This window comes from Nonomuraea sp. NPDC050022 (assembly GCF_044460705.1).
GTDB lineage: Bacteria > Actinomycetota > Actinomycetes > Streptosporangiales > Streptosporangiaceae > Nonomuraea.
Genome location: NZ_JBITKE010000005.1, coordinates 286,863 through 299,378, shown reverse-complemented (window position 1 = coordinate 299,378; position 12,516 = coordinate 286,863). Strand labels below are relative to the sequence as shown.

9 protein-coding genes and 1 pseudogene are annotated in these 12,516 nt (G+C 70.7%); 5 read left to right on the top strand and 5 right to left on the bottom strand.

What is annotated here, in order from left to right:
* Positions 1-81: 81 nt before the first annotated feature.
* The 3 genes from ACIBO2_RS22870 to ACIBO2_RS22860 all read left to right on the top strand — a co-directional run bounded on the left by ACIBO2_RS22870 (position 82) and on the right by ACIBO2_RS22860 (position 1,743).
* Positions 82-870, top strand: a complete 789-nt coding sequence (locus ACIBO2_RS22870) for a Bax inhibitor-1/YccA family protein (RefSeq protein ID WP_358541652.1) — start codon at positions 82-84, stop codon at positions 868-870.
* A 167-nt stretch (positions 871-1,037) separates the two neighbouring features.
* Positions 1,038-1,271: a DUF4287 domain-containing protein gene (locus tag ACIBO2_RS22865; protein ID WP_357943976.1), complete on the top strand. Its 234-nt coding sequence runs from the start codon at positions 1,038-1,040 to the stop codon at positions 1,269-1,271.
* Positions 1,272-1,332: 61 nt separating this feature from the next.
* On the top strand, positions 1,333-1,743 hold the full coding sequence (locus tag ACIBO2_RS22860; protein WP_358541649.1) for a PPOX class F420-dependent oxidoreductase: 411 nt from the start codon (positions 1,333-1,335) through the stop codon (positions 1,741-1,743).
* 104 nt (positions 1,744-1,847) lie between these two features.
* Here the strand turns inward: ACIBO2_RS22860 and ACIBO2_RS22855 are convergent, their stop codons facing one another.
* From ACIBO2_RS22855 to ACIBO2_RS22845, 3 genes are all read right to left on the bottom strand, one after another.
* The gene (locus tag ACIBO2_RS22855; RefSeq protein WP_397298940.1) at positions 1,848-3,065 is read right to left on the bottom strand and encodes an acetyl-CoA C-acetyltransferase; all 1,218 of its coding nucleotides are present in this window, start codon (positions 3,063-3,065) and stop codon (positions 1,848-1,850) included.
* A 69-nt stretch (positions 3,066-3,134) separates the two neighbouring features.
* Positions 3,135-4,478 (bottom strand): PQQ-binding-like beta-propeller repeat protein, encoded by a 1,344-nt coding sequence (locus tag ACIBO2_RS22850; protein WP_358541644.1) that lies wholly within the window; start codon positions 4,476-4,478, stop codon positions 3,135-3,137.
* A 58-nt stretch (positions 4,479-4,536) separates the two neighbouring features.
* Positions 4,537-5,520: an SGNH/GDSL hydrolase family protein gene (locus tag ACIBO2_RS22845; protein WP_397298937.1), complete on the bottom strand. Its 984-nt coding sequence runs from the start codon at positions 5,518-5,520 to the stop codon at positions 4,537-4,539.
* A 129-nt stretch (positions 5,521-5,649) separates the two neighbouring features.
* On the opposite strand from ACIBO2_RS22845, the gene ACIBO2_RS22840 reads away from it, so the two are divergent.
* Positions 5,650-7,020, top strand: a complete 1,371-nt coding sequence (locus tag ACIBO2_RS22840; protein ID WP_358541638.1) for a cystathionine beta-synthase — start codon at positions 5,650-5,652, stop codon at positions 7,018-7,020.
* A 183-nt stretch (positions 7,021-7,203) separates the two neighbouring features.
* Here the strand turns inward: ACIBO2_RS22840 and ACIBO2_RS22835 are convergent, their stop codons facing one another.
* Complete coding sequence (locus ACIBO2_RS22835) at positions 7,204-8,061, bottom strand: NAD(P)-dependent oxidoreductase (RefSeq protein ID WP_397298933.1); 858 nt, start codon at positions 8,059-8,061, stop codon at positions 7,204-7,206.
* Positions 8,062-8,124: 63 nt separating this feature from the next.
* On the opposite strand from ACIBO2_RS22835, the gene ACIBO2_RS22830 reads away from it, so the two are divergent.
* Positions 8,125-11,601 (top strand): BTAD domain-containing putative transcriptional regulator, encoded by a 3,477-nt coding sequence (locus tag ACIBO2_RS22830; protein WP_397298930.1) that lies wholly within the window; start codon positions 8,125-8,127, stop codon positions 11,599-11,601.
* A gap of 276 nt (positions 11,602-11,877) precedes the next feature.
* On the opposite strand, the pseudogene ACIBO2_RS22825 reads toward ACIBO2_RS22830, so the two are convergent.
* Positions 11,878-12,144: pseudogene (locus ACIBO2_RS22825) on the bottom strand (histidine kinase); the annotation flags it as partial.
* Positions 12,145-12,516 lie beyond the last annotated feature (372 nt).

Here is a 12,516-nt window from a genome sequence, read left to right as displayed (position 1 = left end):
AGTCTCGAAACCACATAGATCTGAGTGCGTGTTGACCTAGGTGACGCCGCGTCCAATAAGCTCGGCGCACAGGAGGCAGCGATGGAGAGCAAGAACCCCGTTTTCAACCGGTCCAGGCAGGCCGGCGGGTGGCAGGGCGCGACGCCCACCCCCGGACAACTGCAGAACATGTACGACTCCCCGTCGTACGCGCCCCCGGCACCGACCGCCCACCGGACGATGACGATCGACGACGTCGTGGTGCGCGGTTTCATGACCCTGGGCGCGCTCGTCGTGGCCGCGGCCGCCGCCTGGTACCTCAATGTCCCCGTGGGCGTCGCCATCGGCGCGGCCATCGTGGCGCTCGTCCTGGGGCTGATCGCCTCGTTCAGGATGAGCACCAACCCGGCGTTGATCCTCAGCTACGCCGCGTTCGAAGGGATCTTCCTCGGCGCGATCAGCAGCGCCTACGAATCCCTCTACAACGGGATCGTCCTCCAGGCGGTGCTCGGCACCGCGTTCGCTTTCGGCGGAGTCCTGACCGTCTACGCGCTGCGCGTCGTCAGGGTGACACCGAAGTTCATTCGGTTCGTGGTGGCCGCGGGCTTCGCGGCCATCGCTCTGGTGCTCGTCAACCTGATCGTCGGGCTCTTCGTCCCGGGCGGCCTCGGGCTGCGCACCGACTCCCCGATCGGGTGGATCTTCAGCGTCGCGATGATCCTGCTCGGCTGCTTCTTCCTGCTGCTCGACTTCAACGCGGTCGAGGAGGGCGTCCGGCAGGGCGCCCCGGAGAAGTTCGCCTGGCAGTGCGCCTTCGGGCTGACGCTGACCCTGGTGTGGATCTACCTCGAGGTGCTCCGGTTCATCAGCATATTCACGCGTAGCGACTGACCGTTCGCCTCCCGGACCCCGCCTGGACCCCGTCGATCCGGCGGGGTCCTTCTCTTTGCGCGACCGAAAATCTACCCGCCGTTACAAAAACCTCGGAGGTTGGGGCTTGTCATTCGGGGGGACGTGTTGCAGTGTCGAGCAAAGGACCTTAATCCGTGGAGGTGCCCATGTCCTTGAACCACTCACCGGAGACGCAGACGAAGCTGATCGCAAGGGTCCCAACGATAACGGGACGCGAACTCCCCGAGTGGTTTCAAGCCATCGACAACGGCCCGTCCTTCCTGAGGTGTGACGAGCGGGCCAACTGGCTCGCCGACGAGCACGGGCTGTCCCATGGCTACGCCGCCGCCATCGTGCACGAACACGAGCGGTACCGCCATAACCGTATGGGCTTCCTGTAGAGCCCACACTCCGACCCGACCCGCGCCCGTGCCCTCGGTACGGGCGCGGAATCATGGGTGGATGGACCTAGACAAGGCACGCGACTTCCTGCGAGACAACCACCGCGCGGTGCTGCTCACCAAGCACGGCGACGGCCGCCCGCAGATGTCCCCGGTGTCGGTGGGAGTGGACGACGAGGGCTACCTCGTCATCAGCACCAGGGAGACGGCCGCCAAGACGCGCAACATCCGGCGCGACAACAAGGTGACGATCTGCGCCTTCACGGACGCCTTCTACGGAAACTGGATCCAGGTGGAGGGCGAGGCGGAGATCATCTCCCTCCCGGAGGCCATGGATCACCTGATCGCCTACTACCGGGGGATCTCGGGCGAGCATCCTGACTGGCCGGACTACGAGGCGGCGATGGTCCGCGACAAGCGGGTCCTGGTCCGTGTGACCCCGACCAAGGCGGGCCCGGACCGCCACGGCTGAGGCCGGTCCGGACTACCCCGGCTGACGCGAGTTCCTGGGTGGGCGCCAACCCGTATGGCGGTTGGCGCCCACTGACCCGGGCGCCGAACGCCCGGTCGTGAGACTTAGGAAAGGCGTTCGAGGACCATCGCCATGCCCTGCCCGCCGCCCACGCACATGGTCTCCAAGCCGATCGACTTGTCGTGGTGGCGGAGGCTGTTGATCAGCGTGGAGGTGATGCGCGCGCCCGTCATGCCGAACGGGTGCCCGACGGCGATCGCGCCGCCGTTGACGTTGAGGCGGTCGAGGTCGATGCCCAGATCCCGGTAGGACGGGATGACCTGCGCCGCGAACGCCTCGTTGATCTCCACCAGGTCGACGTCGTCGATCGCCATCCCCGCGCGGGCCAGCGCCTGCTTCGACGCCTCGACCGGGCCGAGACCCATGATCTCGGGGGACAGGCCGGTGACGCCGGTGGAGACGATGCGCGCCAGCGGCGTGATGCCCAGCTCGGCCGCCCGCGTGTCGCTCATCACGATGACGGCGGCGGCGCCGTCGTTCAGCGGGCAGCAGTTGCCGGCCGTGACCGTGCCGTCGGGGCGGAAGACCGGCTTCAACCCGGCCACCCCCTCGTAGGTGGTCCCGGCCCGCGGCCCGTCGTCCTTGCTGACCACGGTGCCGTCAGGGAGCGTCACCGGGGTGATGTCCTTCTGCCAGAAGCCGTCGGCCAGCGCCTTCTCGGCCAGGTTCTGGGAGCGGACGCCGAACTCGTCCTGGTCGCGCCGGGTGACGCCCTTGATCTGGGCGAGGTTCTCGGCGGTCTGGCCCATCGCGATGTAGACGTCGGGGATCGTGTCGTCCTCGCGCGGGTCGTGCCAGCTGTGCCCGCCCTCGGCGGAGGTCTTGCTGCGCCCGATGGCGTCGTTGAAGACCGGGTTCTGGGTCTCGGGCAGCGAGTCGGAGTTGCCCTTCACGAACCGCGACACCATCTCCACGCCCGCGGACACGAACACGTCGCCCTCGCCCGCCTTGATCGCGTGGAAGGCCATCCGGGTGGTCTGCAGCGACGACGAACAGTAGCGGGTGACCGTGGTGCCCGGCACGTTGTCGAGGCCGAGCAGCACCGACACCACGCGGGCCATGTTGAAGCCCTGCTCACCGCCGGGCAGGCCGCAGCCGAGCATGAGGTCGTCGATCGTCGTCGGGTCGAGCTGCGGCACCTTGGCGAGCGCGGCCTGGATCATCTGCACGGTGAGATCGTCAGGACGTATGTCCTTCATCGAACCCTTGAAGGCCCGCCCTATGGGCGAGCGAGCGGTAGCGACGATCACAGCTTCAGCCATCTTCATCCTCCTGTGTCGGCCTTTAGAACTATATTCCAGTCCTGGTGGCGGAGCACGGTGGGTGGGGCGTCAGCCGTACATGCCGGGTGCCGTGGCCGTGCCGTCGTTGACGGCGTGGACGGCGCCCTTCTCGTCACGCCAGAGGCGCCACCCGTCCTGGCTGCCGGTGAACCAGGGGGGCGGGGTCGTCGTGGAGGCGAGCCGCTTGCCGGTCGCGAGGTCGTACTCGCAGACGGCGGCTATCGAGTAGAAGCCGGGGGCCTGGCCGCGGAGCGGGAGCGGCTTGGGGTCCGTGACGCAGAAGGACCAGCCGCGCTGGTCCTCGACCGGGACCGGCCCGCCCGTCGTCAGGTCGAAGGCGGCGCCCTTGGCGTCGTGCTTGAGGAAGCCGAGCTTCTCCATGCGGTCGGGGAAGGCCAGCCACCAGCCGGAGCCGGGCACCTCGGAGGCGGGGATCTGGCCGATGACCCGGCCGCTCTCGGAGTCGAGCCGGGCGAAGCCGCCGTAGGTGCCCTGCTGGTCGACCGGGCGTACGACGGGGGCGTAGCCGGGGCTGCCGCTGGGGTAGACGCGGACGACCGAGGGACGCATCCAGTTGATCGTGCCGTCGCCGATCTTGATGGAGAACAGGCCGAAGGTGGAGGCCTTCTTCGTCCGCGGGTTGGTGTAGGGGGCGACGTAGCCGATCAGGTTGTCGCTGGTCGCGCCGAAGGCCCACCCGCCCGACATGTCGATGCCGGGGCCGAGCGCCTGCTCGATCGGCTGCTGCCACTGCAGCTTGCCGGTCTTGAGCTCGTACGACTCGATCATGGGGTTGGCGGCCAGGCGGAGCAGCAGCACCCGGTCGGGATCGGACCACTCGACCTCGGCGATGCCGGGCAGCTTCCACATCTGCTTGCCGCTGGCCGGGTCGAGCACCACCACGCGGGCGGTGGACAGCGCGGTGTGCTCCGACAGGCAGATGTAGCTCCCGCAGCGCTGGGGGCCGAACGTCGAATGCACCGGCCGCGTCCACTTCTTCGCGCCGGTGCGCGCGTCGCGGGCGACGACGGTGGCGTTCCAGCGGCCCTTCTTGACCGGGTCGACCGCCACGACGACGGCCTGGCCGGGGGCGGTCTCGACGATGGCGGGCGCGGAGACCCCCATGCCGGGCAGGCGGCCCGCCATGGTGGCCGGCTGGGCCCAGAGCTTGTTGCCGTGGGTGAGGTCGACGGCGACCGTTTCCAGCGAGCCGTCGGGCTTCATGGAGGTGGTGGTGACGACCCCGCCCGCGGCCGACATCCGGCTGACCGCGTCGATCTCGTCGTTGTGCCAGGTCGGGAAGTGGGCCGTGGCCGCGCCGCTGTCGGAACAGCCGGCCAGGGCCAGGATTCCGGCGAGAGTGAGGGCGGCGTTCGCGAGGGGCCGAAGCACGAGCAATCCACTCCAAAGGGACGAGGAGTGACGGCTTCGGTGCGGAGGGTTACCGGGATCAGGCGTCGTTGGGCGACTCTCCCAGCCGGCGGCGGAACAACGTCGCCCACTTGCCGTGGAGACCCGTCGCCCGCCCGGCGACCGTGGTCGCGGAGACCTCGGTGCCGGGCTCCTCCGCGGCCGTAGCCGCCGCGAGGTAAATCGGTTGCAGTCCTTCGCCGCGCGCGGGTCGAGGCTCTGGCCACAATCCCAACGCAGCGCATACAGAAGGTAGCACTGCGTAAGCTGCCTGTGCGTAACCTCGGGCAGATGGGTGGAAACGATCGGGTCCGAACATCTCGCCCGGATTTGTCGCGAAATCCGGCCCCAGGACGTCGGCGAACGAGACCGTACGCCCGCCCGCGTCGACCACCGCGACCGTCTGGGCCGCGGCCAGCTGGCGGCTCCAGCGCCGCGTCACCCAGCGCAGCGGCTGCGCGATGGGCCGTACGGTGCCGAGGTCGGGACAGGTGCCCACGACCACCTCGGCGCCCGCCTCGCGCAGCCGGCGCACGGCCTTGCTCAGGTGGCGTACGGCCACCGCGGGCGGGGTCTGGGTGGTGACGTCGTTCGCGCCGACGAAGATCACGGCCAGCTGGGGATCCGCCGTCAGCGCCCGGTCGACCTGGTCGGCGAGCTCGGCCGACGGGGCTCCCGACTTGCCGACCACGTGAAGGCGTACGGGGCGCTCGGCGACTGAGGCCAGGCCGTGAGCGAGCAACACGCCCGGGGTCCCGGCCGGATCGGTCATCCCCAGGCCGACGGAGAGGGAATCACCCAGCAGGACCATGGAGACCGGGGTGCCGGGGAAGTCGCCGTAGACGCCGTCGGACGGCGGCCCCTCCATGCCGTGGGGGCGGCCGATCACCTTCCTGGCCAACAGGCTTTCGGCCATCAGCAGGCCGTACGCGGTGGCGCCGAGGGCCGTCAGCCCGCCGCCGCCGAGTGCCGCCGCCGTCGCGATCTTGCGCGCTGCCCGCGCCGTGCCCGCTGCCCAGACCACGTGCGTGCTCCCCTCAGCCGAACACGGCGGTAGCGTTTGCCTTGAAAACTAGCCGAGTGCCCGCCACCCCCACGGGAGCTCGGCCCTCGGCAAGCTGACCAAGCTTCGGCAAAGAAGGTGAACACCTCGGTGCGCGTTTACGATTCCCTGGTCGAGCTCATGGGCAACACCCCGCTCGTCAGGATGCACAAGGTCTCCGCCGGCCTACCCGCCCAGGTGCTCGCCAAAGTCGAGTACTTCAACCCGGGCGGCTCGGTCAAGGATCGCATCGCGGTCCGCATGATCGACGCGGCGGAGGCGTCGGGGGAGCTCCGGCCCGGTGGCGTGATCGTCGAGCCGACGTCCGGCAACACGGGCGTGGGCCTGGCCATCGTGGCCCAGCAGCGTGGCTACAAGTGCCTGTTCGTGGTGCCCGACAAGGTGGCCCAGGACAAGATCGCCGTGCTGCGCGCCTATGGCGCCGACGTCGTGGTCTGCCCGACCGCCGTGTCGCCCGACCACCCCGACTCTTACTACTCGGTGTCCGACCGGCTGGCCCGCGAGGTGCCCAACGCCTGGAAGCCCGACCAATACTCCAACGTCAACAACCCCGACTCCCACTACTACTCGACCGGTCCCGAGGTGTGGGAGCAGACCGAGGGCCGGGTCACCCACTTCGTGGCGGGCATCGGCACCGGGGGCACGATCAGCGGCACCGGCCGCTACCTCAAGGAGATCTCCGACGGCCGCGTGAAGATCATCGGGGCCGACCCCGAGGGTTCCGTCTACTCGGGCGGTTCGGGGCGTCCCTACCTGGTGGAGGGCGTCGGCGAGGACATCTGGCCGGCCACCTACGACACGAAGATCTGCGACGAGATCATCGCGGTGTCCGACAAGGACTCCTTCAACATGACCCGGCGGCTCGCCCGCGAAGAGGCCCTGCTGGTCGGCGGCTCGTGCGGGATGGCCGTGGTCGCGGCGCTGGAGGTGGCGGCCAAGGCGGGGCCCGAGGACGTGGTGGTCGTCCTCCTGCCCGACGGCGGGCGCGGCTACCTGTCCAAGATCTTCAACGACGACTGGATGGCCGACTACGGCTTCCTGACCACCTCTTCCGAGGAGGGGCTGGTCCGTGACGTACTGGCTCGTAAGGGGGTGGGCCTGCCGGAGTTCGTGCACGTGCACCCGCACGAGTCGGTCGGTACGGCCATCGCCATCATGCGCGAATACTCGGTGTCGCAGCTTCCGGTGATGAAGGAGGAGCCGCCGGTCATGGCGGCCGAGGTGGTCGGCTCCATCGTCGAGCGCGACCTGCTCGAAGCCCTCTACCGCGGCCGGCTCTCCTCCGAGGACACGATCGCCGAGCACATGTCGTCGCCGCTGCCGATGATCGGCAGCGGCGAGTCGGTGGCGCGCGCGGTGGAGGCGCTGGAGAAGGCGGACGCCGCGGTGGTGCTCGAAGAGGGCAAGCCGGCCGGGCTACTGACCCGCCAGGACCTGCTCGCCTTCCTCGCCAACCACTAGGGCCTCGCAGTCACTACGGCCTCGCAGTCACTACGGCCTCGCAGTCACTACGGCCTCCACCACTGGCGCGGTGGCCACGGACCGTCTCGATGCTCGTGACGGTCCGTCGTGGCTGGGGTCCCTTGGAGGGGATCCCCCTTCGGGGAAGAGGAAAGCACGGACCCCCCGGCGAACGTCGGTGGGCTAGGGCTTTCTGATCGACTCGATCACGGTGCCGAGCCCCTCCGAGCCGCGTCCCTCGGCGTCGGCGCGCTCGAACAGCTCCTTGAGGGCGTTGGGCACCGTGGTCTCCAGCCCGGCGTCCTTCAGCGCGTGGACGGCGTGGCCGATGCCGACCGCCTGCATGTGCAGGGAGTTGAGCTCGCCCGGATACACCCGGGCCTCGGCCTCCTCGGCCAGGATCTTGGCGAACCCCATCGGCCCGTCGCCCCCGAGCTGCGTGAACGTCTCCCTGGCGAACGGCAGGAAGTCCCGGGGCGGCACCCCCGCCGTGCCGAGCAGCGCGAGCGCGTGCATGTAGCTGGTCAGGCTGGACCAGAAGATCAGCAGCTGCGCCTGGTAGTACATCATCGCCAGGCCCTGGTCCTCGCCCACATAGGTGATCGTGGCCAGCGCCTTGAGCGTCTTGGCGTGCCGGTCGACGGCCTCCTTCGGGCCGCTGTAGAAGGTGTACGCCATGGGCAGGCCGATGCCCGGCGGCGGCACCATGATCCCTCCGGTGACGAGCGTGCCGCCTCGCCCGGCCACCCACTCCGCCGCCGCGCGCAACTCCTCCGGGGTGCCCGAGCTGAGGTTGACCAGCACCTTCCCGTCCAGCCGCGCGTCGCCCAAACTGTCGTACATGGCCTGGTAGCTCACCTGGCTGATGACCAGCAGCTCGCCTTCGGCCGCCTCGTCCGCTCGCCGGGCGCCTCTGGCCACGAGCGGGTCCGTCTTGCTCCTCGTTCGGTTCCAGACGGTCACCTCGTGGCCCGCCGCGAGGAACGTCTCCGCCATCTTCGACCCCATCGGGCCCATTCCGATCACTGTCACTCGACTCATGAGCCCCACCATGGGACGTCCCCCTACGGAAATCCTTCCGCCTCGCTATGGGTTGTCTCTGACGTGGTGAGTTTCGGGGTGCTCGGGCCGCTGGCGGCCTGGACGGACGACGGCCGCCCGATCCAGGTGACGGAGCCCAGGATGCGGGCGTTGCTGGCCGACCTCCTGGCTCACGGGGGCGGGCCGGTCTCGATGGACCGGCTGATCAACGACCTGTGGGGGGAGCGGCCCTCTCGCAATCCCGTCGGCACCCTCCAGGCGCGCGTCTCCCAGCTCCGACGCGCCTTGGGTGACCCCGGCTTGATCGTCCACACTCCGGCCGGCTACCGCCTGGCGTTCGCCGACCCCTCTCGGGCCGGGGGTTGGCGGGAGGCGGGGCACCCCGGTGTCGCGCTGGACGCGGACCGGTTCCGTGAGCTCGTCGGCGAGCGTGCCGCGGATCCGCGTGAGCGGGCCGCCCAGCTTCACGAGGCGCTGAGTCTGTGGCGCGGTCCCGCGTACGCCGACCTCGCCGACGAGGAGTTCCTCCGTCCGGAGATCGCACGTCTGGAGGAGCTGCGCCTGGCCGCTCTCGAAGAGCAGGCGGAGGTACGGCTCGCCCTGGGCGAGGGCGTCGACCTGGCCGACCTGGTCTCCCGGCACCCGTTGCGCGAGCGCCTGCGCGCCCAGCACATGACGGCCCTGTACCGGGCCGGTCGGCAGAGCGAGGCCCTGGCCAGCTACGGGGAGCTGCGCGAGCGGCTGGCGGAGGAGCTGGGCCTGGACCCCACGCCCGAGCTGGCGGCACTCCAGGAGGCGATCCTTCGGCAGGATCCTTCGCTCGTCCGGCGGGACCCTCCGCCCGCTGCCCAGCCGCCCCGCTCCAACCTGCCGTCGCCGCTCACGGAGCTGATCGGCAGGGACGTGGAAGTCGCCCAGACTCGCGAGCTCCTGGATGCCGCCCGCCTGGTGACGCTCACCGGACCTGGCGGCGTCGGCAAGACCCGCCTCGCCCTGGAAACCGCCCGTTCCCTCCTCGACGAAGGCACCGCCTTCCCTGACGACAGCGCCGTCTTCCCTGACGAAAGCACCGCCTTTCCTGACGACAGCGCCGCCTTCCCTGGCGCAAGTGCTGCCTTCCCCGACGAGAGCCCCGCCTTCCCCGACGGGGTGTGGCTGGTGGAGCTGGGTGGGATCACGGATGTGGCCGAGGCGGTCGCGGACGTGCTCGGCGTACGTGACGACGACGCCGCGCCACTGCCGCCGAGGCTGGCGACCGCCCTGGCCACCAAGCGCGCGTTGCTCGTGTTCGACAACTGCGAACACCTGGTGGAGGAAGCGGCGGAGCTGATCTCCGCACTGCTACGGGCCGCCCCAGGGCTGCGGATCCTGGCGACCAGCCGGGAACCGCTCCGGGTGACCGGCGAGCGCATGCATGTCGTACCGCCGCTGACCGAGCCCGACGCCGTACGCCTCTTCACCATCCGCGCCGGAATCAAGCTGAACGAGCCGAACGCCACCACCGCGGACGCGACCAGCGGGCCGGGTAAGTCGAACGAGCCGAACGCCACCCCCACAGATGCCACCAGCAGGGCGAGTGAGTCGAACGAGGTGGGTGAGGCGATCGCGACCATCTGTCGGCGGCTCGACGGCCTGCCGCTCGCGCTGGAGCTGGCCGCGACACGGGTGCGGGCGTTGGGCACGCGGGAGGTGGCCGAGCGGCTCGACGACCGGTTCCGCCTGCTCAGCTCCGGCATGCGTGACGCTCCCTCACGTCAGCGCACGCTCCGGGCGGTGATCGACTGGAGCTGGGACCTGCTGTCCGACCACGAGCGGGTCGTGCTGCGGCGGCTGGCCGTACACGCGGACGGGTGCGCGCTGGAGGCGGCCGAGGTGGTCTGCGCCGAGCCCGGCGTGGACGTGGTGGACGTGCTGGCTCGTCTGGTCGATCGCTCGCTGGTGGTGGTGTCCGCCGGGCCCAGGTACCGGCTGCTGGAGTCCGTCGGGGTCTACTGCGCCGAGCGTCTGGCGGAGGCGGGTGAGCACCGGCGGATCGCCGCACGTCACGCCCGCTACTACACGGCGCTGGCCGAACGGGCGGACCTGCGCGGCCCGAGGCAGAGACAGTGGCTCGAACGCCTGGACGCCGAGACCGCCAACCTGCGGCTCGCCCTGTCGGGTCCGGAGCCGCTCCGCCTGGTCAACGCGCTGGCCTGGTACTGGTTCCTACGTGGCCGCATGGGTGAGGCCCGCCGCTCCCTGGCCACCGCCCTGTCCAACGCCGACCCGGCGTCCAGCGCCACCCCGGGGCCCGGAGTCACCTCGGCCGTGCCCGTCACTGATCTGACCGCCGGTCAGGCGGCTGTGGCGTCGGCGTGGCTGGCGGGGATGGCGTTGTCCGTCGGGGAGGTGGCGCCGCCGGTGCGGGTGGCCGGGCTCGACGCCCGGGGGCGGGCACTGGCCGACTGGTTCCTGACCCACGTGCGCTGGGCGTACGGCGATCATGGTGCGCACGAGGCGGCGGCGAGCCGGGCACTGGCCGCGTACGAGGCGCTCGGCGACCGTTGGGGGATCGCCGCCGCGCTCAGTCTGCGCGCGAAGCTGGCCGTCGGCCGGGGGGACATGGCCGCGATGGAGCGGGACGGGCGGCGGAGTCTGGAGCTGTTCGTCGAGCTGGGTGACGCGTGGGGGCGGTTGGAGGCCATGGACGCGCTCGACCGGCTGGCCGAGATACGGGGTGACTACGCCGAGGCCGCCAGGTTGCGCGAGGAGCAGTTGCGGCTGGCGGAGGAGCTCGGCTTCGAGGTCGCGTTCAAACTGGCCGGGCTGGGCCGTGTGGCGCTCCTGGCGGGCCGGTACGAGCGGGCCGACCACTTCCACGAGCGGGCCAGACTGCTGGCCGTGGAGCAGTCCTACAAGGCCGCGGAGGAGCATGCCGTGCTCGGGCTGGCACTGAGCGCCAGGCGGCAGGGCGACTACGTACGGGCGGAAGGGCTCCTGACGCCGTGGCTCGGCTGGCTGCGCGAGGTGCGGGGGACGCCCGGCATCGCGTTCGTTCTGGCCGAGCTGGGGTTCGCCGCCGAGCAGCGCGGCGACGCCGCGACGGCGCTGGCCAGGCAGCGGCAGGGCTACGAGGCGGCCCAGGCCACCGGCGACCCGAGAGCGGTCGCGCTCGCCCTGGAAGGGCTGGCAGGCGCGCTGTCGCTCACGGCCGAGCGGACCAGGGCGGGACGACAGGACCGATGGAGTCGTTCCGGGCAGTACCGGGAGGCGGCCGGGATGCTCGGCGTGGCAGCCGCGCTCAGGGAGGCGGTGGGCGTGCCGCTGCCCGCCCCCGAGCGGGCCGACGTCGACCGGATCACCGCCAGGCTGCGCGCGGCGATGGGCGCGGAGTTCGACGCGGCGCACGCCTCAGGACGCGGGAAACTCCGCGACCACTTCCCAGGCCCCGTCGGAACCGGGCCCGGCGTAGAGGCGGCCGCCCAGTGCCTCCACCCGCTCGGCCATCCCGACCAGCCCGAACCCGCCGCCCAGGCGCGAGAGCCGGGGATCGGCGGCTGAGCCGAAGTTGCGGATGCGCAGCATCACGAGCTGGTCGAACCGGCGCAGCTCGGCCTCGACCCAACTGGCCCCCGGCGCGTGCTTGCGGATGTTGGTGAGCGCCTCCCGCAGCACCCGGTGGACCGTCGTCATGACCTCCGGCGCCAGGGTGTGGTCGTCGATGCCGGACCCGATCTCGAACGCGACTCGCGGCCCGTTCTCCGAGAACCGTTCCGTCAGCAGCCGCAGATCGGACAGTGACGTGCCGGGGGTCCTGGCGGCCTCGTCCTCGGCCCGCAGCACGGTGACCAGGCGGCGCATCGAGGTGAGCGCGTCCGTCCCGGCGCTGGCGATGGCGTCGAGGGCGGGCAGCACGGCGTCGGGCTTCAGGTCGGCGACCGTGCGGGCGGCCTGGGCCTGTACGACGATGCCGGTGATGTGGTGGGCGACCAGGTCGTGCAGCTCCCTGGCCAGCTCCAGGCGTTCCGCACGCCGTACGGAATGGACGGCCTCCTTGCGGCGCTCCTGCTGGAAGCGGAGGTAGCCGCCGACGGCGGCGATCATCGTCCACGCGGTGAAGAGGATGAACGAGAAGGCCAGCTTGTTCTGGGGATCGCGTGAGCTGCCCTCCGCCATGAGGACGACCAGCGCGGCGCCCCCGAGCACCGCGGCCCGCCGGACCGGCTCGACGTGGCGCAGCACGCCGATCGCCAGGATCATCAGCGCGCCGGTCTCCGCCGCGCCGGGCACGCCCACGAACCCGCTGACGGCGATCACCAGCGAGGAGGCGAGCGAGAGGGCCAGCATGACGACGAACGTCTCGACCCGGAAACGGCGTCGCAGGATGGCGGCCGCGACACCCACGACCCCGCAGATCGGTACGAGCCACTGGACGCCGCCCCTGGTGGCGGCTATGGCGAGGTCCATGAGGAGCAT